This is a genomic window from Pseudomonas sp. I8001, from assembly GCF_013385345.1.
GTDB lineage: Bacteria > Pseudomonadota > Gammaproteobacteria > Pseudomonadales > Pseudomonadaceae > Aquipseudomonas.
In genome coordinates, this window is the sequence record NZ_JACAQC010000013.1 from 99,498 (window position 1) to 120,270 (window position 20,773).

At 59.8% G+C, this 20,773-nt stretch carries 22 protein-coding genes and 1 tRNA gene; 7 read left to right on the top strand and 16 right to left on the bottom strand.

The genetic code is table 11. The annotated features are described in order from the left end of the window. Window positions 1–59 precede the first annotated feature (59 nt). The 6 genes from HX839_RS13415 to HX839_RS13440 all read right to left on the bottom strand — a co-directional run bounded on the left by HX839_RS13415 (window position 60) and on the right by HX839_RS13440 (window position 3,188). Entirely contained in the window at window positions 60–1,061 is a 1,002-nt protein-coding gene (locus tag HX839_RS13415) for a glycosyl transferase family protein (RefSeq protein ID WP_087693048.1), read from the bottom strand. Then, the gene (locus HX839_RS13420; RefSeq protein WP_102369434.1) at window positions 1,058–1,393 is read right to left on the bottom strand and encodes a TusE/DsrC/DsvC family sulfur relay protein; all 336 of its coding nucleotides are present in this window, start codon (window positions 1,391–1,393) and stop codon (window positions 1,058–1,060) included. The genes HX839_RS13415 and HX839_RS13420 overlap by 4 nt, the downstream gene beginning before the upstream one ends. Then, window positions 1,390–1,683, bottom strand: a complete 294-nt coding sequence (tusB, locus tag HX839_RS13425; RefSeq protein ID WP_003219628.1) for a sulfurtransferase complex subunit TusB — start codon at window positions 1,681–1,683, stop codon at window positions 1,390–1,392. Before tusB ends, HX839_RS13420 begins: the two co-directional genes overlap by 4 nt. After that, window positions 1,683–2,033 carry a sulfurtransferase complex subunit TusC gene (tusC, locus tag HX839_RS13430; RefSeq protein ID WP_177067162.1) on the bottom strand — a complete coding sequence of 117 codons (351 nt, stop codon included), beginning with the start codon at window positions 2,031–2,033 and terminating at the stop codon, window positions 1,683–1,685. The genes tusB and tusC overlap by 1 nt, the downstream gene beginning before the upstream one ends. 1 nt (window position 2,034) lies before the next feature. Then, a complete protein-coding gene (gene tusD / locus HX839_RS13435; RefSeq protein WP_003219632.1) occupies window positions 2,035–2,427 on the bottom strand; it encodes a sulfurtransferase complex subunit TusD in 393 nt (130 codons plus the stop codon). Between the two features lie 89 nt (window positions 2,428–2,516). Continuing rightward, window positions 2,517–3,188: a Bax inhibitor-1/YccA family protein gene (locus HX839_RS13440; protein ID WP_003219636.1), complete on the bottom strand. Its 672-nt coding sequence runs from the start codon at window positions 3,186–3,188 to the stop codon at window positions 2,517–2,519. Between the two features lie 152 nt (window positions 3,189–3,340). Between HX839_RS13440 and HX839_RS13445 the strand changes: the two genes are divergently transcribed. Then, window positions 3,341–3,431: transfer RNA gene (locus tag HX839_RS13445), tRNA-Ser, on the top strand. 247 nt (window positions 3,432–3,678) lie between these two features. Here the strand turns inward: HX839_RS13445 and HX839_RS13450 are convergent. Beyond that, the gene (locus HX839_RS13450) at window positions 3,679–4,590 is read right to left on the bottom strand and encodes a bifunctional GNAT family N-acetyltransferase/nucleoside diphosphate kinase regulator (protein ID WP_177067166.1); all 912 of its coding nucleotides are present in this window, start codon (window positions 4,588–4,590) and stop codon (window positions 3,679–3,681) included. 362 nt (window positions 4,591–4,952) lie between these two features. Between HX839_RS13450 and HX839_RS13455 the strand changes: the two genes are divergently transcribed. After that, window positions 4,953–5,411: an Hsp20 family protein gene (locus HX839_RS13455; protein ID WP_003219642.1), complete on the top strand. Its 459-nt coding sequence runs from the start codon at window positions 4,953–4,955 to the stop codon at window positions 5,409–5,411. 127 nt (window positions 5,412–5,538) lie between these two features. Here the strand turns inward: HX839_RS13455 and HX839_RS13460 are convergent, their stop codons facing one another. From HX839_RS13460 to HX839_RS13475, 4 genes are all read right to left on the bottom strand, one after another. Further along, a complete protein-coding gene (locus HX839_RS13460) occupies window positions 5,539–6,867 on the bottom strand; it encodes an OprD family porin (RefSeq protein WP_003219643.1) in 1,329 nt (442 codons plus the stop codon). 230 nt (window positions 6,868–7,097) lie between these two features. Further along, complete coding sequence (locus tag HX839_RS13465) at window positions 7,098–7,355, bottom strand: hypothetical protein (RefSeq protein WP_003219645.1); 258 nt, start codon at window positions 7,353–7,355, stop codon at window positions 7,098–7,100. Window positions 7,356–7,395: 40 nt separating this feature from the next. Then, window positions 7,396–8,388: a zinc-dependent alcohol dehydrogenase family protein gene (locus HX839_RS13470; protein WP_003219647.1), complete on the bottom strand. Its 993-nt coding sequence runs from the start codon at window positions 8,386–8,388 to the stop codon at window positions 7,396–7,398. Between the two features lie 62 nt (window positions 8,389–8,450). Further along, a complete protein-coding gene (locus tag HX839_RS13475) occupies window positions 8,451–8,753 on the bottom strand; it encodes a helix-turn-helix transcriptional regulator (RefSeq protein WP_177067163.1) in 303 nt (100 codons plus the stop codon). Window positions 8,754–9,351: 598 nt separating this feature from the next. Between HX839_RS13475 and HX839_RS13480 the strand changes: the two genes are divergently transcribed. Then, the gene (locus tag HX839_RS13480; RefSeq protein ID WP_177009152.1) at window positions 9,352–9,549 is read left to right on the top strand and encodes a hypothetical protein; all 198 of its coding nucleotides are present in this window, start codon (window positions 9,352–9,354) and stop codon (window positions 9,547–9,549) included. A gap of 56 nt (window positions 9,550–9,605) precedes the next feature. On the opposite strand, the gene HX839_RS13485 is transcribed toward HX839_RS13480, so the two are convergent. Beyond that, window positions 9,606–10,166, bottom strand: coding sequence for a fasciclin domain-containing protein (locus HX839_RS13485; protein ID WP_177067164.1), 561 nt, complete (start codon window positions 10,164–10,166; stop codon window positions 9,606–9,608). A gap of 191 nt (window positions 10,167–10,357) precedes the next feature. Here HX839_RS13485 and HX839_RS13490 point away from each other — a divergent pair, with 191 nt between their 5' ends. Beyond that, the gene (locus tag HX839_RS13490; protein ID WP_032898777.1) at window positions 10,358–11,107 is read left to right on the top strand and encodes a hypothetical protein; all 750 of its coding nucleotides are present in this window, start codon (window positions 10,358–10,360) and stop codon (window positions 11,105–11,107) included. A gap of 15 nt (window positions 11,108–11,122) precedes the next feature. Here the strand turns inward: HX839_RS13490 and HX839_RS13495 are convergent, their stop codons facing one another. Continuing rightward, complete coding sequence (locus HX839_RS13495) at window positions 11,123–12,385, bottom strand: MFS transporter (RefSeq protein ID WP_102604557.1); 1,263 nt, start codon at window positions 12,383–12,385, stop codon at window positions 11,123–11,125. 243 nt (window positions 12,386–12,628) lie between these two features. Between HX839_RS13495 and HX839_RS13500 the strand changes: the two genes are divergently transcribed. Both HX839_RS13500 and HX839_RS13505 read left to right on the top strand, forming a co-directional pair. After that, on the top strand, window positions 12,629–13,756 hold the full coding sequence (locus HX839_RS13500) for an MFS transporter (protein ID WP_050550296.1): 1,128 nt from the start codon (window positions 12,629–12,631) through the stop codon (window positions 13,754–13,756). A gap of 55 nt (window positions 13,757–13,811) precedes the next feature. After that, window positions 13,812–14,909: a LacI family DNA-binding transcriptional regulator gene (locus HX839_RS13505; protein WP_008431528.1), complete on the top strand. Its 1,098-nt coding sequence runs from the start codon at window positions 13,812–13,814 to the stop codon at window positions 14,907–14,909. Between the two features lie 108 nt (window positions 14,910–15,017). Here the strand turns inward: HX839_RS13505 and HX839_RS13510 are convergent, their stop codons facing one another. Genes HX839_RS13510 through HX839_RS13520 form a run of 3 tightly spaced genes read right to left on the bottom strand, consistent with a single transcriptional unit; the run spans window position 15,018 to window position 19,149 of the window. Next, complete coding sequence (locus HX839_RS13510; RefSeq protein ID WP_177067165.1) at window positions 15,018–16,628, bottom strand: GMC oxidoreductase; 1,611 nt, start codon at window positions 16,626–16,628, stop codon at window positions 15,018–15,020. A 17-nt stretch (window positions 16,629–16,645) separates the two neighbouring features. Then, window positions 16,646–18,433, bottom strand: coding sequence for a thiamine pyrophosphate-binding protein (locus HX839_RS13515; RefSeq protein WP_102604522.1), 1,788 nt, complete (start codon window positions 18,431–18,433; stop codon window positions 16,646–16,648). After that, window positions 18,430–19,149 carry a ThuA domain-containing protein gene (locus HX839_RS13520; RefSeq protein WP_032898774.1) on the bottom strand — a complete coding sequence of 240 codons (720 nt, stop codon included), beginning with the start codon at window positions 19,147–19,149 and terminating at the stop codon, window positions 18,430–18,432. The genes HX839_RS13515 and HX839_RS13520 overlap by 4 nt, the downstream gene beginning before the upstream one ends. 288 nt (window positions 19,150–19,437) lie before the next feature. Here HX839_RS13520 and hisD point away from each other — a divergent pair, with 288 nt between their 5' ends. Beyond that, window positions 19,438–20,721, top strand: a complete 1,284-nt coding sequence (gene hisD, locus HX839_RS13525) for a histidinol dehydrogenase (RefSeq protein ID WP_008431521.1) — start codon at window positions 19,438–19,440, stop codon at window positions 20,719–20,721. Window positions 20,722–20,773: the final 52 nt, after the last annotated feature.

Here is a 20,773-nt window from a genome sequence, read left to right on the forward strand (position 1 = left end):
GTGCAGTCTAAAGGTCTGAGTTCGAACAAAAAGCGCAAAGGCTGGGGGTTAATGATCGACTAAATCGATTTGTCCCGGGCATCCCAGTACTGTTGGGCCAGTTCGAACGCCTGTTCCCGCGGGTGGCCGAGGCCGCGCAAGGCCAGGGCCATGGTGGCGATCAGTGCCAGTTGCGGGTAGCTGTCCTGCACCTCACCGCGCCATAGCGCCTTGAGATGCTCGGGCTCCAGGGCGGCAGGCTTGACGTGACGCTGGGCGGAGAGGGCGGGCCACTCTTCATCCCAGCTCTCGCCGCCGGTAGTGCCGTACAGGTGGCTGATGGTGTCCGGGTTGATCTCGATCTCGCCGCCGTCGCCCTTGACCACGATGCTGTTGTCGCCAAGCAGGCCGCTGGCATCGCGGTGTACGCCCTGGTAGCCCGGGTGGAAGATGCTTTGCAGGCCGCAGCGGGCGCTCAACGGGTTGAGGATGCGCGCCAGTGAATGGATCGGCGAGCGCAGGCCCAGGGTGTTGCGCAGGTCGATCATGCGCTGCAGTTGCGGCGCCCAGTCCCCCAGGGGAATAAACGCCAGGTTGCCCTGTTCAAGGGCCGCTTCCACCTGTTGCCAATTGCGGCACAACGGAATCTGCAAGCCATCCAGCAACTGCTCGGTGTAGAGCCGGCCTGCCGTATGCGCGCCGCCGCCGTGCATCAGGATACGCACGCCGTTCTGTGCCAGGCACTTGGCTGCCAGCAGGTACCACGGCAGGTGGCGTTTTTTACCGGCGTAGGTCGGCCAGTCGACATCCACATTGAGCGACGGTGCATTCAGGCGCTCGCGCACGGCTTCGGTGAAGCCTGCGAGTTCTTCCGGGCTTTCTTCCTTGTGCCGCAGCAGCATGAGGAAGGCGCCGAGCTGGGTGTCTTCGACCTTCTCGTCCAGCAACATGCCCATGGCTTCCCGGGCTTCCTCACGGGTGAGGTTGCGGGCGCCGCGCTTGCCTTTGCCGAGGATGCGCACGAACGGCGCGAACGGGTGCTCAGCAGGGGTTTCAGTGATCAACGGGGCAAAATCAGTCATAAGCAATTCGTCGGCCTGGGCAGGCCCGCCAGCTTGGCGGCGAGTTTGGCGGGAGTGCCTTTGAACAGTCGGTTGAGGTGCAGGCTGTTGCCCTTTTCCGGGCCCAGCTTCAAGGCGGTGTACTTGATCAGCGGGCGGGTGGCGGGCGACAGCTGGAATTCGGTGTAGAAGCCGCGCAGCAGTTCGAGGATTTCCCAGTGTTCCGGGGTCAGCTCCAGCGCTTCGGCGGTGGCGAGGGCGTTGGCCACGTCGCTGGACCACTCGGTCAGGTCGACGAGGTAGCCGTCCTTGTCCAGTTCGAGGGTACGTTCACCTACGGTCAAAGTGTTCATAGCCAGGTATTGACCTTGTCATAGTCGATCGACAGCTGGACGAACGCCGGGTAATCGACACTGCCGGCCCATTCAGGCACGGCGAGGTTACGCGCCTGGCTGTCTTCGGCCAGTACAAACACTTTCACGCCCCTGGCCTGCAGGGCCTGGCAAGGCGCGCTGGCGGGTTGCAGGGCGTAGGCGCCGTCGCCGCACAGCAGGATCGCATCCTGGGTGCCACAGAGGCGCAGGCAGCTGTCCAGCCGGCTGTCGGTAAAAGGCGAGTGGGATACCACATGCAAGGTCGACATCAGAGGGTAATCACCTGGTCGTAACGGTCAATCATCTGTGTAATTTGTTCGCTGCTCAGCGGCTGTGCGTTGCCGGAGGTGGCCAGCCCGCGCACGGCGAGGCTATGGCTGCAGGCAAACACCTCTTCGACGCCAAATAATTCCAGGGCCTGGAGGTTGGCGCTCAGGTCTTTCTGTTGCACGGCCCTGGCGTCCTGGCTCGCGGCCAGTTGAAACACGCCGTCATCCAGAAACAACAGGCCAATCGGCAAATCAAACGCGCCGCCAGCCAATACGATATCCAGCGCTTCACGGGCGCTGGGGCCGGACCACGGCGCCTGTCGGCTGATCACCAGCAAGGATTTCGACATGTCACGGCCCTCCGAAGCAGATCAAGCGGTCAGCGGACTGGGCGGCGTCATGCAACTGCCCAAGCCCGGACAATGCCCAAGGCGCGTCCAGGTTCACCGCGCTGCGCTGATAACGGGTGGCCTCTTCGGCATTCAGCACGCCACGGCGCAGGGCCGCGGCGATGCACACCACGCCATCGAGCTGATGCTCGCTGACAAACTCGCGCCACTGACGGGCGATATCCTGCTCATCCTGCGGCGCAACAATGTTAGTGGACGCGCTGTAGACGCCATCCTGATAAAAAAACAGCCGCACAATCTCATGCCCACCCGCCAGCGCCGCCTGGGCGAACAGCAAGGCACGGCGCGAGGAGGGCGCATGGGCGGCGGAAAAAAGCGCAATCGCGAACTTCATGGAACACTCTGAAGGCAAAACCTGTGGCAATGATAAAGCCGCAGGCAACAAAAAGCCCGCCGAAGCGGGCTTTTTGCGTGCGGCTGCGATCAGTCGTCGCGGCCCATGATGCCGAAGATCTGCAACAGGCTGATAAACAGGTTGTAGATCGATACATACAGGCTGATGGTGGCCATGATGTAGTTACGCTCGCCACCCTGGATGATTGCGCTGGTCTGGAACAGGATGCAGGCCGAGGAGAACAGCACGAAACCTGCGCTGATCGCCAGTTGCAGGCCGCTGATCTGGAAGAACATGCCTGCCAGTACCGCAGCCAGCAACACGAAGAAACCGGCGGTGATGAAACCACCCAGGAAGCTCATGTCCTTGCGGGAAATCAGCACGTAGGCCGACAGGCCGCCAAATACCAGGGCAGTCATGGCAAATGCCGAGCTGACCACTTCCGCGCCGCCGGCCATGCCGAGGTAGCGGTTAAGGATCGGGCCGAGGATAAAGCCCATGAAACCGGTCAGGGCAAACGCCGACACCAGGCCCCAGGCCGAGTCGCGCAGCTTGTTGGTCAGGAAGAACAGACCGTAGAAGCCGATCAGCACGACGAAGATATTCGGGTAGCCGACGCGCATTTGCTGGGCTACGAAGGCCATCACGCCGCTGAACGCGAGGGTGAGAGCGAGCAAGCCGTACGTATTGCGCAGGACGCGGCTAACTTCTAGCTGCTCAGCCTGCGCGTTTCCATTCACTGCGTAATTTTGTTCGCGCATGGCGACACTCCTTCAGTTTTGAAACATTCAGTCGCAAGGATCATAACAGACGCTCTGTAACAAGCTATGGCGAGAGTTTGACAGTGTGTTTCATTCGGGTATTATGGCGCCCGCTGAGGCAGGATGAGCTACGCTAATCCTGTGTTGCACAAGGGAAATTGGCAGAGTGGTTGAATGCACCGGTCTTGAAAACCGGCGGACGTTAATAGCGTCTCCAGGGTTCGAATCCCTGGTTTCCCGCCAAGATTTACTCAAGAGCCCCGCTATTGCGGGGCTTTTGCGTTTCTGGGGTTCAGGAATACACCTCCAATCGTTAACGCATCATTTCAGGCAGTTTCCGCAACTCTGCAAAAAGTGGGCGTCAACGGGTAGGGTTCACGATCTCACCCACGCGCCGATAACCGTCTCGGTTATCAGTTCACGCCGGAGAAGTCAGGCACCCAAGCCGGGCGCGCTGACTGGCGTGATTCGTGACTGAGAAAAGGCGCAATTACAGGTGGAAGTCGCCCGCAGCCTCCGGCTGGTAAAGCACTTTCTTGATCTCAATCCGGCGGGTCCGGTCAGCAATTCGCCAGTCGATGGCGTCTCCCTCCTGATAGCCAAGGATGGCGGTGCCTATGTCGGAATACACGGAATGCTTTGCTGCGTTGCTGTCCGCGTCTTCAGGGTAGACCAAGGCCACTTCGAACTCTTCATCGTCCAGTTGCAGCAAGGCCCTGGAGTTCATCGTGATGACATTGCACGCCACCTGCTGCGGCTTGACGACAATGGCCCGCTCAATCTCATGTTCGAGTTCAACAACCGCCGGGCCTTGCTCGAACGCGATCAGATCCTCGAGCCTGGCCTTGTCGATTTCAGTGATGTAGATCCTGGTGGAGTCGCCACCGGCGCCTTCGCGCAAGAACTGGAAATAGCTCGCCGCCGTCATGGAAAATGACGTCAATGTCGGCGTTTCGCTCTCCAGCATAAAGCCGCTGCGCAGAAAGGCTTTCAGCGAGCGCGAGTTGTCCGGGTGAATCTTGGCGATGAGCTTCTCGGCCCGCATGTCGAGGAAGGCCAGTTTCATGCCTTCGCGGATCGTGCTGGCGCCCAGGTTCCGGCCCCATTTGTCGCTGTCTCCGATGACCAGGACAATCTCGCAATTTGAGCCGGTCTTGATGAGACGGACAAAGCCCACCGGGGCGTCATGCCGGTCATAGGCCATAAAGAATCTGCCGCCTTGGTTGAATAGATGAGTCAGGATCGGCAACTGAGTCCGATCAATGACTTGCTCAATGGAGCGGGAGACATGACGCGAATCGCTCAGATAGCAGGTGATGCGCTCATCCTCTAACCAATCCATCAACGTCAGCGCGTGCGCCCGCGTAATTTCAGGGCACAGCGAAATGAAAGGCTTATTCATCTTGACCACACTTACTTGTAAAGGATTGAAGCCCTTCATGGATATGTCATGGCGGTTCTTCGGCAACCGGATATTTTAAGACATGCCGCGAGTAATGGCGAACATGCCAGAGAGTTCCAAGAAGCCACCGCTTGCTGAACCCGACCCAGGCAAGCACTCAAGAGAAAGGTGGGCTGACTACGTATCGCAGCCTGAGGGCGGCCTGTCTATCCAACCGAGCAAGCCGTTCCCGGCTGGTACTCAAATGTAAAAATTTTTATCTGCCCTCTTGAAAATTTTTCCGGCGAACATAAATTTTTATCACGCGACGCCGAATGCGGGTCGCGCACTTAATCACTTGGATTTAATCAGGAGATTTTGAGATGGCTACTACCCTTTCGTTGGCCCCTTTGTTCCGTCAATCCGTGGGCTTCGATCGCTTCAATGACCTGTTTGAGTCGGCGCTTCGCAGCGAGGCTCCGAACACTTATCCGCCTCACAATGTGGAAAAGCACGGTGATGACGAATATCGCATTGTCATTGCTGTCGCTGGGCTTACTGAAGCGGATCTGGATATACAGGTCGAGAAGGGCGTTTTGACAGTCGTTGGCGACAAGCGCGAAACCGAGAAAGCAGTCACTTATCTGCACCAGGGCATCGCGCAACGAGCATTTCGGCTGTCGTTCCGGCTGGCAGATCATATCGAGGTGCGCGGTGCTTCGATGAACAACGGGCTGTTAAGCATCGACTTGCTGCGCGTGGTTCCTGAAGAGGCCAAGCCCAAGCGCATCACGATTGGTAGCGGGAAAGAGCCCGAACTGCGTCAGGTTAGTTTGCAATAAGTCAGCGGTAACAAAAAAGGCGCTCTTGGTAGCGCCTTTTTTTGTGTGTGGAATCAAAACGCCTACCGATCAATACCTGGCTACGCAGAGTACCCGGTAGATCCATCAACCGGGCACTCCCGCCTGTTTAGAAGATATTCAACGGGTACTCGGTAATCAGGCGTGTCTGCACCAGATGCCCCCCGGTGGACGCATCACCATCGTGCCAGGCTTCCCTCAGGCGGAAGGACAGCTTCTTGGCCGGGCCACTCTGCACGACGTATTTCACTTCGGCGTCGGTTTCGTGTTCCTGGTCGTTGGCGCCATAGAACCCGGTGTAGGCCGAATTGCCGGGGGTATGCGTACCGTCGATGCCGGCACCGCGAATATGGCGGGCCATGAAGCTCAGGCCGGGGGCGCCAAAGGCTCCCATGTCCAGGTCATAGCGCATCTGCCAGGACCGCTCGCCCGGGCCGTTGAAGTCGGAGTATTGCACCGAGTCAGCCAGGTTGATCGAGTTGCCGTAGCGCCCGGCACCGACGCCGGCATTGGTCTCCCCAAAGCCGACATAGTCGAACGGCTCGTCACCATGCACTTTCTGCCCGGCCAGGGTGAAGGTCTGTGCACCCAGGGTGTAGGCAGCCGCCAGCGAGGCTGCGGTGGTGTCGATGGTCCCGGCCTTGGCGCTGCCGTCGTCCAGTGTGCGATAGAGGTTGAAGTCCAGCGCGACGGATTGGTCATCGGTCAGTGGATGAACAAGGTTCAGGTTGACGTAGTACTGATTCCACACGTCTTCCAGGTGTGCTCCGTACAGCGACGCGGTGAATTCCTTGCTGAACTGGTATTTGCCCCCCGCGAAGCTGGCCGACGACGCTTCCACGCCTGCATAGCTGGCGAGAATGTCGCCGCTGCGCGAGGTGGTGGTGGTACCGGTGCCGGAGGTGTAATGGCCGGCCTCCAGGTTCAGGCCGGTGATTTCATGGCTGTCGATCTGGAAGCCTGTTGCGGTCTGTGGCATCAGGTAGTTATCGGCGGTGGCGAACACCGGCGACGTAGGCTGCAGGTCGCCGACCTTGAGCGTGGTATTGGAAATACGGAACTTGACGTCACCACCGGCCTTCGCGAAGCCATGATCCGGATTGCCATTGGCGTCGGACGGTATGTTCGGGCCACCGGCGCGGTCGGTGTCCCCGTCGATGCGCAACGCCAGGTCGGCAAACGCATCAATGCCGATGCCAATGGTGCCTTGAGTGAAGCCCGAGCTGTAGGTCGCCATCAGCGCCTGGCTCCAGTCACGGGTGTGGGCGCCGTTGCCGTTCTGGTTCCAGAACAGGTTGCGGTTGAGGATATTCAAGCTGCTGTCGGCGACAAAGCCCTTGGAGTCGGACTGATCGCTGGCATAGCTCATGGCCGGCAAGGCAAATGCCAGCGCCACGGCCAAGGTATTGAGCTGAAGTAACGGTTGACGTTTTTTCATTATATTTTGCTCCTGTGCACGAGTTCGTGTGGGAGCATTAAGGCGACAGCCCAGGCCATCAACAAATGAAACTGGATGAAGGTTTTGATATCCCTTTTACCAAATTCCAGGCAAAGAAAAGCCCGCGATGGGGAGTGCGGGCTTAAAGGTGTTCACTTAGGAGCTGGAGTGACGATAAGCGCTCGAGTGTGAAAGGGATGTGAAAGGTTGTTGGGTGCATAGCGTATTTATCACGAGTGATCCTCTCCTCGCACAATCCTTCCGGCCTTCACCTCATCCGCGTACCCGCTGAGCTTTTCCTGCTGAGCCGCGAGCAGTGCACCCATCTTCATCAGGGCGACTGCTTCGTCGGGTGATTTGGCGACCCCCGCGATAGTGGCCAATTGATTGACCGACCAGGCGATAACGGCCGTCGCATCTTCGAGGTCGTAGAACAGTTCCTGCTGTGCGGTCCTTGGGCCGTCGAGCATTTCCATCAGTTCTGCCATTTACCCGTGCTCTCCAAAAAAGTGGTTCAGTGCGATCAGCTCAGGCACCGTTGCGCCAATCCTCCTGTAAGCCGGCGGACACGGCAATCGCGATTTTCCCTTGAATGCCGTTGTTGGGGCTTTCAAGGCGGGAATGGGCGAGCGGGATGTCGGCAAGGGAATACACCGCGCCAACGTGTGGCCGCAGTTGACCGTTGGCGATCAGTGCGCTCATTTCATCCAGCTTGCCGCGGTTCTGTCGTGTGAAAACGAAGTGATAACTCGCGTTCCTGCCCCAGGCCTGGACGAGGTTCTGGGGGTGCGCCGTGTCCACAATCGTGACCACGCGACCCAGTTGCGCAAGCGCGTCCGGGCTACGGGACAATGTGGTGCCGCCGATGGTATCGAACACCACATCAACGCCACGGCCACCCGTTTCCCGCAGGATGGCGTCGACGTAATCTTCCTTTTCGTAGTCGATGATTACGTCCGCGCCCAGGCTTCGCGCGAACTCGACATTGACGTCGCGTACGGTGGTGAACACCTGGGCGCCAATGGCTTTCGCCAGTTGGATCGCCACATGGCCGACGCCGCCCGCGCCGCCGTGCACCAGGATGCTTTCTCCCACCCTGAGGGCTGCACGCACCACCAGCGCTTCCCAGGCGGTGCCGCCGACCAGGCTCAGGCTTGCCGCTTCAAGGTGACTCAGGGCAGGGGGCTTCTTCCCGATAATGCCTTCGGCCGCCACGTGGTATTCGGCATAGCTGCCGGGTCCGTCAAATATTTGCGGGGTGTACCAGACTTCGTCGCCTGGCGCGAAGGACGTAACCCCTGGCCCGACTTCCTCAACGACCCCCGATACGTCATGCCCGGTAATCGCCGGTAGCGGCACCAGGTCAGCGTAGTCGCCACGTCGGACCTGGTAATCCAGCGGGTTGATGGAGGTTGCGTGTACGCGGACCAGGACTTGCCCCGTGTGCGGAACGGGCTTGGGAACGTCGCGAAGTTCGAATGATTCCGGGCCGCCAAATGACTTGAGTATCAACGCCTTCATTGCATTTCCTCGTTTCGACAAAAAGGGATATCGCGAAATCTCGATATTCCGTGATAAAAAAACTACAAATCTTTCCCTATGATCTCGGCAAGCCTGCGGATGGTGGCTTCATTGCGCTTGTAGTAAGTCCACTGGCCGATGCGCCTGACTTCGACCAGGCCCACCCGTTGCAGCGTTGACAGGTAACCGGACACCGTCGACTGCGAGAGCCCGATGCCTTCCTGAATACTGCTGACGCACACGCCCACCGTGTGAACGTCCCCTTCATCTTGTGCAGGGAAGTTCTTCTCGGGGTCCTTCAAACCTTTCAGGATTTCGAGGCGTGTCTGGTTTGAGAGGGCTTTGAATATTTCGAGTAAGTCCATGGCGCGATCATATCGAGAATTATCGATATGTCAATGTGTGTCAGACATAACGGGTAGTCAGTTTCAGGCCTCATCGGAGGCGGCGACCAAGGACCTGTCGCGCTGCGGGCCTCTGAGCTATAACAGTGTAAAAGCACAAAAAACAAACGTGTTTCCGGGCTGTTTTCAGGAGAGAACTCATGAGTGCCATGGACGCGGGGCAAGTGGTGCCTGGCTACGTAACCTTCGTCGGGCGTGAGGCATCGTGGGCCGGACGCCAGTTCATGAGCTTCAGCTATAGCGTCAATGGGCAGCACTTTCACAAGTCTCTCAACGAGACGGTTGACGCTTGGTCAACGACGGCGCTTCGTAAAGCCTCGTATGGCTTGCGAGTGGGAGACCCGGTGTCTGTCTGGTGTTCTCTCACCGACCCCGAGGTGTGTTGCATTGGCGAAAAACCAGCAGAGAAACCCGCGATCCTGCGGTGGATAGAGTCTCTCGGAGCGTTAGGGCCGTTATGAAATTGATCCCCACCGTTCGTCCATCGGCCGGCACTCGCGACACCGCATCGTTTCTCATGTTCAAGCACGGACATCCCGCGCTAGAACGGAGAGCCAGCATGGAAATTGACGAGAAGGCCCCTGGAAACGTATCCCAGCAGGGCGTAACGCGCGGTACAGACAATGAAACCGGGCATGATCCTCGGCGCGATCAACCTGAAGCGCCTCTACCGCCGGACGATGACGCCCCTCTGGAAGAGGATATGTCGGATGTGGATGCGGCTGATTCTGTCGCGAGTGAACACCCCGACAACTGAAGCATCCGAATCAGCCCGACGCACACTGCGTCGGGCTTTTCGGTGTCAAGCGACGATTACGGCATCAGCACCGAATCAACCACATGAATCACGCCATTGGACTGCATCACATCCGCAATGCTGATGCTGGCCTTGCCACCCTTGGCATCCACCACCCACAGTTTGCCGTCATGCAGCTTGATCGTCAGCGACTCACCCTGCACGGTTTTCAACATCACGGTACCGCCGTTCTTCTTGGCGTCGGCCATCAGTTGTGCAGAGGTATGAGTGCCAGCCACCACGTGATAGGTCAGGATTTTTGTGAGATCGGCTTTGTGCTCAGGTTTCACAAGCGTATCCACGGTGCCTGCGGGGAGCTTGGCGAAAGCTTCGTTGGTCGGTGCGAATACGGTGAACGGGCCTTTGCTGTTAAGGGTATCCACCAGTCCGGCTGCCTTGACCGCCGCCACCAGAGTGGTGTGGTCCTTTGAGTTGACTGCGTTTTCGACGATGGTTTTCGTCGGATACATCGCCGCGCCGCCCACCATTACGGTGTCGGTGGCAAAACTTAGGGATGTGGTGACGGAGAGGAACGTAAAGCAGGCAACGGCAGCAATTTTTTTGTAGATGGCGTGCATGATGTATCTCCTTGGTGCTTGTGCCCTCCGGGTGAGGGTATTGAATCTACGTACCAAGGATCAAAGTGGATGCACCTCTGGAAAAATTATTGGTTTGCCGCCCTCACTGCACTTTTTCCCGTTCTTCCGATCTATCTCTGTCCCGACCACACTAATTTCCGGCGTGGACAGCAGACCCAGACCTGGTGCCGATGGATCGCACGTTACCTGTTTTTATCACCCGATGGATGCGTCAGCCGCTGTGGCTGGCTGCGGTTTTGATGCTTTGCGCCAATGGTTGCAGCCAGCAGCAGGGGCGCGATATTGCCACGCAGTTCAGCAACGGCAAGCCCGATGAATTCTTCCAGACCAGCGTTGATCGCATGGCCACCCTGAGCATGCGCGACAACCTGCAAAGCCTGTATCTGCTGATGAGCAAGCTCTACCTGCGCAACCCCAACCAGTGGCGTCAATCGGGTTACACCGACGCGGTGACCGCCGCCCGGCAAATCCGCCAGGCCATCGAACTTCGCCAACCACTGCCCGCCCTGGGGGATCGTCGCGACCTGGCGGCGCTGAGCTATTCCCTGAGCCCGGAGTTTCGCGGCGACCGGGTAGGCGCCTTCATCTACGCGATCGGCAGCATGCTGGTGACGGCACACGGCGGGCGCACCGAGTTTTATATAACGGACTCGATCAACCCGCAGTTCGTCAGCAATGCCGCGCGCAATATCGAGAAGGCCACCTGGCTGCTCAGTCAGCGCCAGGATGCCAATGGCTCGCTGTTGCTGTTCTCCAACGAGATCTCGGAGGCGGGCAGCAACCTCAGCTTTGCCGTGGAGTTCGGCAAGATCGTCGCGCGCCTCGACCTGTTGACCCAGATGCTCGACGAACGCTACCGGCGCATCGGGCTCAACTACGCGCAAAGCTTGCTGCTGATGAATTTCCTGCCGGTGCAGTGACGATGCGGGCCTCCCTCACACCTCGGTTTGCGCTTTGCCGCGGGCAACGGTTTTCTTCGGCGCGCGCATCAGCAGTGGGCCGAACGTCGCGAGCAAACCGAGCATCACCAGCGGGAAGAACATCAGCTTGCTCAGGCCGAAGTTGCTGACGATGACGGTGATGACGGCGGGGCCCACCAGCATCCCGGAAAATCCTATGCAGTTGACGATGCCGATATTGCGCCCGGCATGTGCCGGGTCCCGGCGCCCGGCGGCGGAGATCATCAACGGTGCGATGCACGAAAGGCCGAGGCCAAACAGCGCGAAGCCGACAACGCCGGTCACGGCCGTACCGCCCAATATCGTGGTGATCATGCCGAGGACGCACAACGTACCGCATCCAAACACCACCTGCGCATTACCGAACGCAGCGGCCAGGCGGTCGCCAAAAAGACGCCCCACGAATGACGCACCGACGAACAGTGAGACCGCCATGCCTGCGGTCGAGGTGGTGGTCGCGAACTCCCGGCGAATGTATTCCTGGCCCCAGTCGGCAATTGCGTTTTCGCCCATCATGCTGCCCAGCAGCAAGGTGCCGAGAGCGATCATCACCAGCAGTGTCTTGGCCGAAGGGCCCTTGCCGGTTTCGTCCCGGGACTGGGTGCCCGCTTGCCAGTCGTCGAGCTGGGCGTCGGGCACATCATGCTTGCCCAGCAACCATCGGCTGAACACACAGCCCAGAATGAACATCGCCAGGCCCAGTACGGTGTAAGGCACCAGCACGCTGTCGGTGTAGAACCGGGTCAGCCAACTGCATGCCATGCCCAGCAGGAAGCCGCCCAGGGAATAGAAGGCATGGAAGCCGGACATGATCGAGCGTCGATAAAACCGTTCAACCTGCACGCCGTGGGCATTCAAGGCGGTATCCAGGGCGCCGCGCAACAGCCCCAGCACAGAGCCGAAACACAGCGCAAACCAGAAACCGTTGACGAAGCCCAGCGGGATAATCGAAAGGGGATAGGCGAGGGCGCCAAGGGTAATTACCGGCTTGGCGCCGAAGGTGTCCAGCAGCCGCCCGACCAGCAGCGCACCGGCTGCGGAGCCGACCCCGACCCCGAGGGCAATCAGGCCGAAACTCGAGTCCCCGAGTTCTCCCGTCAGGCCAAGCTGGGTCCTGAACACGCTTACACCGGTGGACCAGATGTACATCATAGCGCCGATCATCATGAAGCCGAGAAAGGTGGCGATACGTGCCTTGCGAATACGCGGGGGGATCGGGGTTTTCTGGAAAGTGCTTATCACGCTGCATGGTCCCTTTTGTTTTTGTGGGGTGGTTATGCAATTTTGGGTTATACGAATAACCTTGCGGAAGTAAAACCTGCACCCTGTAGGCTGTCAATGCTTTATCAATCCAGAATATGTAACAGTCACAAGGCAGTGGCTGGCGCTTGAGTTTTAAGTTATACGTATAACTCCAACTGTCCAGGTATTGGGGTTTCCGTGTCGTCTCAAGAGTTGTTATTGCCGTGCTCCACGCCGCATATGTCGGCCTACCGCTTGACGTTTCTGCTGTCCGGCCTGTGCATGGGCGCCTGGGCGCCGCTGGTTCCCTATGCGCGCAGCCGGGCCGGGGTGGACGACGGCGCATTGGGCATCCTGTTGCTGTGCCTGGGCCTCGGCTCACTGGTGATGATGCCGCTGGCGGGCATCCTGAACGCCCGCAAAGGTTGCCGCTTTACCATGCACATCGGCATCGCCCTGGTGTTTCTGACGCTGCCTCTGCTGGCGACCACACATTCATTCTTGGGCTTGATGTTTGCCCTGACCGTGTTCGGTGCAGGGTGCGGCGCAGTGGATGTGACGATGAACGTACAGGGCGTGATGGTTGAGCGTGCGACCGGGCGGTCCTTGATGTCGGGTTTTCATGGCTTGTTCAGCCTGGGCACGATTGTCAGTGCGGCGGGGATCACCGCGCTGCTCTGGCTGGGCGCCACGCCGTTGCTGGCCAGCAGCGCGGTGATGGCGGCACTGGCTGCGTTTGTCCTGAGTTACGGGCGCCAGATGCTCGGGCGCAGCGGCGAAGAGGGCAGCCCGATCTTTGTGCGGCCCACGCGTAAAGTCCTGGTGCTGGGGGTGCTGTGCCTGTTCGCGTTTCTGGCCGAAGGTGCGATTCTCGACTGGAGCGCGGTGTTCCTGACCCAGGTGCGTGATGTCGAGCCTTCCATTGCAGGCCTGGGCTACGCCTGCTTCGCCGTGATGATGGCGTTGGGGCGCTTGAGTGGCGACCGGATTCTGCTCAGGCTCGGCGCCCGGCTGGTACTGGTGGGCGGTGGCCTGATTGTAATCCTGGGCTTTCTCACGGTGGTGCTCGCGACGAACTGGCAGGTGAACCTGGTGGGGTTTGCGGTCATCGGCATCGGTTTGGCCAATATCGCGCCGGTGTACCTGTCGCTGGCGGGCGCGCAAAAGACCATGCCGGGGGAACTGGCGATTGCCGCTGCCACCAGCCTCGGTTATCTGGGTATCCTGATGGGCCCGGCGGTGATCGGCTTGTTCGCCCACGCGACGAATCTATCCTGGGCGCTGCTGGCGGTTGCCTCGCTGATGGTCGCAATCATGTTCAGTGCCACACGACTGGTTCCGAAGGTTTCCCCTCAACGGGTACACTGAGCGCCTGTTTTTTCATGACCTCGCATGAGGTTTCAAAAGGATTGGGAAGCAAGCGATGGCCGTTTCAATGAAAGACGTAGCACTGGCGGCAGGGGTGTCCCAGCCTGCGGTGTCTTACGCCTACAACCGACCTTCCAAACTGTCCCCGGCCCAGCGCGAGCATATCCTCGAGGTGGCCGCTTCATTGGGCTACCCGGGCCCCAATGTGCTGGGCCGCAGCCTGCGCTCGGGCAAGATCGGCGCCATCGGGTTGATGATGATGGACAAGTTGTCCCTGGCCTTTGCCGACCCGTGCACCATCGCCATGCTGCGCGGCATCAGTGAAGTGGGCGAGTTGGAAAATGTCGCACTGACACTGTTTCCGCTCAACAACAACCGCCTGGTGGGCCGGGGCCCGGCGGCGAGCCACGGCAGCCTGGCCCTGCGCGGGCTGGTGGATGGCCTGATTATCTCGACCCTGCCCGATGATCACCCGGCGGTGCTGGCGGTGGTGAAGCACAGTATTCCGTTCGTGGTGATCGACTCGCCGCTGGTCGAGAATTCGTTTTTTGTCGGCATCGACGATCGCGGTGCGGCTCGCACGCAAATGCAGCATCTGCTGGACCTGGGCCACCGCAAGATCGGCGTCATCATTGACCGCCTCAACCCGGATGGTTACCGCGGCCCGATTGACCTGCAACGCTTCAAAAGTGCCAGTGAGCGGATTGTCCGCGAACGCCTCACCGGTTACGTGGAGGCGGCCACCGCCGCGGGCCTGGCGTTTGAAGACCTGAGCGTGATCGAGGCCGGTGGGCTGGATTCCACGTCCGGCCAGGCCGCAGCGTTCACATTGCTGACCTCCAACGACGTCACGGCAGTGGTGGCGTGCTCGGATGTGATGGCGATTGCCTGCATGAAAACCGCCCACGCCCTCAGTCGCCAAGTGCCGCAGACGCTTTCGGTGATCGGCTTCGACGATATTCCCGAGGCGGTGCAACTCGGTTTGACCACCATTGCCCAACCCATGGTGGAGAAGGGCGTGTACGCCGCACGCATGCTGACCGAGCAATTGAATGCCCCGGCTGATGCGCCGCTGGCGCCCGAGCAAAAGATTTTCGCCACCAAGCTGGTGGTGCGTACATCGACCCGCAGTATCCAGCAGGCAGACGCCTGATCCCGTTGGTAAGGGATCGCTGTAGGGGCTGGCTTGCCTGCGATGGTATCGACTCAATACCACTGACAGACCGAGTCGACTGCATCGCAGGCAAGCCAGCTCCCACCTTTACCCGGGCTGCCCCTTGAAGTGTGCCGCTACTCTGAGGGCATTCGCCGCGATGGTCAGTGCCGGATTAACCGCCGCCGACGACGGGAAGAACGAGCTGTCCACCACCCATACATTCTCCATGTCATGCAGCTTGCAGTTCAGGTCCAGCACGCTGGTGGTAGGGTCCTTGCCCATCACGGCAGTGCCGCACTGGTGGGAGTTCGTCGCGATGCCCATGCGCGCCTTGAGGATCAGCGGATACCCTGCATCACGCATGGTTTGGGTGGCCTTGCTCACCAGTCCTTCATGGGCCTTGAGGTTGTTCGGCGTCCAGTGAACCTTGATCGCACCGCGCTGCGTGTCGTAGGTGACGCGGTTGTCCTGGGTCGGCAGATCTTCCGAGGTCAGGTACAGGTCTACGCTGTGGTCAGTGATATAGCGTGAAGCGAATTTCGGCAGCCAGGGCCGCATGGCACTGATCATCGGCTCGCGGATTTTCCCCAGCATCTGCACATTACCCAAGGGGAATGCGTTGTGCGGGCTGGCGCTGTACCAGTCGTTGATGGCCAGGGTTTTCTGGAAGGTCACGTTGTTCTTGCGTCGCGGGTCCACCGCCAGCATGAAGGTGCTGTTGTGCACCATGTAGTTACGCCCCAACTGCCCAGAGCTATTGCCCAGGCCATGAGGATGTTGAGCGTTCGCAGACTTGAACAGCAATGCCGCACTGTTGACTGCGCCGCACGCCAGCACGAAGCGTTTGGCACGCAGTGTCACCTCGCGTCCATCGAACAGACCCCGCGCTTGAGTCACGGTTTTGCCATCGTTATCGGTGTTCAGCTGCCTGATCGTGGTGCGAGTCATCAGCCGAATGCTGCCACTGCGCAGGGCGGGCCTGAGCGCAGAAACTTCAGCGTCGGCCTTGGCCTCCACCAGGCACGGATAGCCATCGCAGGTTGAGCACAATACGCAATCGCCGCCATCGCCATAGTCCACCGCCGCCGGCATCACGAACGGCTTGAGTCCGGCACGCTGCATGCTTTGCTCCAGCGCAACCAGGGCCGGGTCGTGCTTGAGTGCCGGTTGCGGGAAGGGTCCTGAACGCCAGGGTTCGCTGGGGTCAATGCCGGCCTGGCCATGCACGCGGTAGAGCTTTTCCGCTTCGGCGTACCAGGGTTCAAATTCGGCGTAGCTGACGGGCCACGCAGGCGACACGCCCTCGGCATGCTGGATCTCGCCAAAGTCCGCCTCGCGAAACCGTGGCAGCATGGCGCCGTAGAATTTGGTGTTGCCGCCGACGTAATAAAACACCCCCGGCGAAAATGCTTGGTTGGCCTGGTCCAGCCACGGTTCGGCATTGCGATAGCGTCCTTGGCCGAACACCGCTTCAGCGCTCCAGTTCTGGATTTCCCGGGGCAGGAAATCCCCTCGTTCGACGATCACAATATCCAGCCCGCTGTCACGCAGGGCATGGGCGAAGGTCGAACCGCCCATGCCCGAGCCGATAATCACCACGTCACAGTTGATCGTGCCATCTGCATCAGGTGTCACCACGTCGAGGGCGCGCGGTTCGCGCGGCGCCCCCGGTTGTGGATTCAGCTCTGCATGATGCGAAATCAATGCATCACTCATGTGAGCCGCTCCGGCATTTACAGGTGTTGTTCGGAATTACGGATTTGCCAGTACTCATCCTGGCGTTCGTCGGTGATGTATTCCGGAATCGGGAAGTCCCACCAGCCGGGCACCCAAGGGCCAGCCGCATCGCGGTCGGTGGGTACTTCGATCAGCACCGGCACATTCAAATCCAGCGCTTCCTGCAGGATAGGCTCAAGGTCTTCCGGGCGCTCCACACGGTAGGATTTGAGGCCGAAGGCTTCGCCCACCGCCTTGAAGTCCGGGCTGTAGGGCGTGCCGTCCGGGTGGTTGAATTCAGTGCCTATATGGCGGCTGGTCTGCTTGCGCTGGCCACCGCGAATCGACATGTAGCCGGCGTTGTTCTGGATCAGGAACACCACAGGGATATTGTTGGTCACGCAGATCGCAATTTCCTGGGAGGTCATCAGGAAATCGCCATCCCCGAGGATGCACACCACCGGCTGGTCAGGCGCCGCCAACTTCGCACCGATGGCCGCAGGTACGGCCCAGCCCATGGACGAGAAGCCGCCGGAGGTCAGGTGGGTACGTGGCGTATAAACCGGGAAAGTCTGCTTGACCGCGCCCTGGGTGTTGCCCGAGCCAACCACCACGATGGTGTCCCGTGGGAACACTTTGCGCAGCGCGCCGAGGGGGCGTTGCGAGGTGAACGGAAAGCGATCGGAGTCACGACGGCCCGCCAGTTTGGTTTCCCATTCTTCCTGATAACCGCGCAGGTCGCTCAGGTACTCTTCGCGTTCAACCGTCTCGCCTTTCAGGCTTTCGACAATGGCGGCGAGGGCGTATTTGGCGTCGGCACAAATGCCCACGGTCACCGGGTAGTTCTTGCCGATTTCATGCGGGTCGATGTCGATGTGGATCAGCTTCGACGGCGGGATCGCGAAGGTCACGCCCTTGGCGTAGCTGGACGACGACCAGTCGGTGAAACGGCAGCCCACGGCGATGATCACGTCTGCGGTGGACGCGACTTTATTGCCGCACAGGGTGCCGGTCTGGCCGACACTGCCGGCGAACAACGGGTGATCTTCCGGGAAGCCGCTCTTGCCGTTCCAAGTGGTGACCACCGGGATCTTCCAGGCTTCGGCCAGGGCGAACAATTCCGCGCTGGCTTCGCCGGTAATCACGCCGCCGCCGATCACCAGCACCGGGCGCTTGCTCAGTTTCAGCTCTTCCACTGCGCGTGCGGTGGCTGCCGGGTCCGGGAAGCATTTGCCGATCGGGGTGCGCTCTTCGAGGGCATGCAGGGTCACTTCAGCGGCCTCGGCCTGCACATCCATCGGGATTTCCAGGTGCACCGGCCCCGGGCGTCCGGTGACCATTGCGCTCCAGGCGCGGTGCATCATGAACGGCAACTCTTCAACACGGGTCGCCACCCAATGACGCTTGGTCACGGCCTCGGCGATTTTCGGGAAGTCGTTGTCGGTGTAGCGCTCCAGCTCCTGCAGCAAGCCATGGCCACGCATGTGGGTGGGTGGCCCGCCGGTGATCAGCATCAGGCTGGTGGAGTCGGTAAACGCGGTGGCCATGCCGATTACCGTGTTGGCGGCGCCGGCACCGATGGACGTCACTGCCGCCATCGGCTTGCCGCTCACCCGGTAGTAACCATCGGCGAGGTGCACCGCGCTCTGCTCATGGAACACCTGGATGAACTTGAGCTTGGAGTCTTCTTCGAGGAAGGCGTCGGTCAGGGTCCAGATACCGTGGCCGGGAATACCGGCGACGTATTCGACGCCATAGTTTTTCAGGGTTTGAGCCACGATCTGGCTGCCGGTCAATTTAGTCATGACAGGACTCCTTGGGTTGATGAAACGGAGGGGGTTGCCTCGGCGGTACTGGCTGCACGCCCGCGTGTCGCCCAGTTCAGGCCTTGCTTGGTCAGGCGGCGGATATTCGGGTCGGCGAGGTTGCTGGTGTCGTGCCCGATGGAGTGATAGAACACCCGCCCCTGGCCCCACTGGCGCACCCAGGCCACCGGGCTGCGATGGCCGTTGAGCCAGGGGAAGGGGTTGCCGTCGAAGGTGGTTTCAGCCAGCACATGAATGTTCGGGTCGACCTGCATGTAGTACTGCTCGGACCGTACCTCGAAATCCTCGACGCCCTGGGTCACCTCGTGGCTGTGGTCGATGACGTTGACCTGGTACGGGTGGGGAAAGCCTTCACCCATCGGGTGTTCGAGGAATGAGCCGCCGAGCACCCAGTGATATTTGAGGCTGGCGCGAAACGCCGCGCCTGCGCCGTGCCAACCCACCAGGCCGGTGCCGCTTTCGATCGCTTCCAGCAGGCGGTTTTCCTGGGACGCGGTGAGCGTCTCGGTGGTGACGGCGTTGTTCCAGCCGATCACGATCAGGTCATAACCGGTCAAGTCCCTGTCCAGTGTGAAGATGTCGGTGGACTCTTCGACCTCGAAATCCAGTTCCTGGAAAACGGTGCGCGCCCATGCCGCAATTTCGTAGGGGAAATGGCCGGGCCAGCCACCGAATAGATACAAGACTCGACTCACGGTTGATCACCTCTTTACGTTGGGTGTGATTGTTAGGTTATACGTATAACCGCTTATTTAACCTATCACTCCGAATCCCTAAGTCAATGGGGCTTACATGTTTTTCATCGGGGGTTATACGAATAACGTCAGCAGCCCGCCGCAGTGCTTCAACACTGCGTCTGTGTTGCGTCAGGTTGCGTCACCAATAGGGAGGCTGCGAAATTGCCCGGGGCAGGGGGGTAGGAAAAGATGGTTGCCAATGCCGGGGGCATGTCGCGTGCCCTCAAGAACCACCTGGAGCCACTGATGATTCGTTACCTGAAAACGCCTAAACCGGTCGAAGCCCAAGCCGAGATTGCCGCCCAAGTCCGCGATACCGTTGAGCGCATCATCGCCAACGTCGCCCGTAACGGCGATGCGGCCGTACGTGAATACTCGAAGCAGTTTGATCAGTGGTCGCCTGTATCTTTCCGGCTGAGCGACGAAGAAATTGCCGCCTGCGTGGCGAGCCTGTCCGAGCAGGAAATCGGCGATATCACCTTTGCCCAGGCCCAGGTCCGGCGCTTCGCCGAGGTGCAAAAAGCCTCGATGCACGATGTGGAAGTCGAGACCTTGCCTGGCGTGATCCTTGGGCATCGCAATATTCCGGTGAACTCGGTGGCTTGCTACATTCCGGGCGGCAAGTACCCGTTGCTGGCGTCGGCGCATATGAGCGTGCTGACGGCCAAGGTGGCCGGGGTGAAGCGCGTTGTTGCGGCCGCGCCGCCGTTTGATGGCAAGCCTCATCCGGCCATTGTGACGGCGATGTATTTGGCGGGTGCCGATGAGATCTATTGCGTGGGCGGGGTGCAGGCGATTGCTGCGTTTGCGTTGGGCACCGATACGTTCAAGCCGGTGGATATGATCGTTGGGCCGGGTAATGCGTATGTGGCCGAGGCCAAGCGTCAGTTGTTCGGCAAGATTGGTATCGACTTGATTGCCGGGCCTACAGAGACACTGGTGATTGCTGATGACAGCAGCGATGTTGAAATCATCGCTGCCGATTTGTTGGGGCAGGCGGAGCATGGGGTTAATTCGCCTGCGGTGTTTTTGACGAACAGTGCGGAGTTGGCGCAAACCCTGCCGGCGGAGATCGAGCGGCAGTTGGCGATCCTGTCCACCGCACCGGTTGCTTCTGTCGCCTGGCGCGACTATGGCGAAATCATCCTGTGCGACAGCGTCGACGAGCTGGTGCAGGAAGCCGATCGCATCGCCTCCGAGCACGTGCAGGTGATGACCCGCGATCCGTTGTATTTCCTGGAGCACATGACCAATTACGGCGCGTTGTTCCTCGGTGAGCGCACCAACGTTTCCTATGGCGATAAGGTGATTGGGACCAACCACACATTGCCTACCACCGGGACTGCGCGGTACACCGGCGGGCTGTGGGTCGGCAAGTTCATCAAGACGTGCACGTACCAGCGGGTGCTGACGGATGAGGCTTCGGTGTTGGTAGGGGAATACTGCTCGCGGCTTTGCGGGATGGAAGGGTTTGCGGGGCACAAGGAGCAGGCGGATATTCGGATTCGTCGTTACAAGAAGCACGGTTGAGGGTACATATCCGTTGTTTGGGTAACGGCCTCTATTGGTTCCGCTCTTACAG

Excerpts from the sequence above, each read along its gene's own strand:
- HX839_RS13510 (WP_177067165.1), bottom strand. The coding sequence starts at position 16,628 with ATGAGTGATGCATTGATTTCGCATCATGCAGAGCTGAATCCACAACCG.
- HX839_RS13515 (WP_102604522.1), bottom strand. The coding sequence starts at position 18,433 with ATGACTAAATTGACCGGCAGCCAGATCGTGGCTCAAACCCTGAAAAAC.
- HX839_RS13450 (WP_177067166.1), bottom strand. The coding sequence starts at position 4,590 with ATGAATAAGCCTTTCATTTCGCTGTGCCCTGAAATTACGCGGGCGCAC.
- HX839_RS13480 (WP_177009152.1), top strand. The coding sequence starts at position 9,352 with ATGGAAATTGACGAGAAGGCCCCTGGAAACGTATCCCAGCAGGGCGTA.
- HX839_RS13505 (WP_008431528.1), top strand. The coding sequence starts at position 13,812 with ATGGCCGTTTCAATGAAAGACGTAGCACTGGCGGCAGGGGTGTCCCAG.
- HX839_RS13415 (WP_087693048.1), bottom strand. The coding sequence starts at position 1,061 with ATGACTGATTTTGCCCCGTTGATCACTGAAACCCCTGCTGAGCACCCG.
- HX839_RS13455 (WP_003219642.1), top strand. The coding sequence starts at position 4,953 with ATGGCTACTACCCTTTCGTTGGCCCCTTTGTTCCGTCAATCCGTGGGC.
- HX839_RS13500 (WP_050550296.1), top strand. The coding sequence starts at position 12,629 with ATGTCGGCCTACCGCTTGACGTTTCTGCTGTCCGGCCTGTGCATGGGC.
- tusC (WP_177067162.1), bottom strand. The coding sequence starts at position 2,033 with ATGTCGAAATCCTTGCTGGTGATCAGCCGACAGGCGCCGTGGTCCGGC.
- HX839_RS13470 (WP_003219647.1), bottom strand. The coding sequence starts at position 8,388 with ATGAAGGCGTTGATACTCAAGTCATTTGGCGGCCCGGAATCATTCGAA.
- tusB (WP_003219628.1), bottom strand. The coding sequence starts at position 1,683 with ATGTCGACCTTGCATGTGGTATCCCACTCGCCTTTTACCGACAGCCGG.
- HX839_RS13485 (WP_177067164.1), bottom strand. The coding sequence starts at position 10,166 with ATGCACGCCATCTACAAAAAAATTGCTGCCGTTGCCTGCTTTACGTTC.
- HX839_RS13460 (WP_003219643.1), bottom strand. The coding sequence starts at position 6,867 with ATGAAAAAACGTCAACCGTTACTTCAGCTCAATACCTTGGCCGTGGCG.
- tusD (WP_003219632.1), bottom strand. The coding sequence starts at position 2,427 with ATGAAGTTCGCGATTGCGCTTTTTTCCGCCGCCCATGCGCCCTCCTCG.
- HX839_RS13475 (WP_177067163.1), bottom strand. The coding sequence starts at position 8,753 with ATGGACTTACTCGAAATATTCAAAGCCCTCTCAAACCAGACACGCCTC.
- HX839_RS13420 (WP_102369434.1), bottom strand. The coding sequence starts at position 1,393 with ATGAACACTTTGACCGTAGGTGAACGTACCCTCGAACTGGACAAGGAC.
- HX839_RS13440 (WP_003219636.1), bottom strand. The coding sequence starts at position 3,188 with ATGCGCGAACAAAATTACGCAGTGAATGGAAACGCGCAGGCTGAGCAG.
- hisD (WP_008431521.1), top strand. The coding sequence starts at position 19,438 with ATGATTCGTTACCTGAAAACGCCTAAACCGGTCGAAGCCCAAGCCGAG.
- HX839_RS13465 (WP_003219645.1), bottom strand. The coding sequence starts at position 7,355 with ATGGCAGAACTGATGGAAATGCTCGACGGCCCAAGGACCGCACAGCAG.
- HX839_RS13490 (WP_032898777.1), top strand. The coding sequence starts at position 10,358 with ATGGATCGCACGTTACCTGTTTTTATCACCCGATGGATGCGTCAGCCG.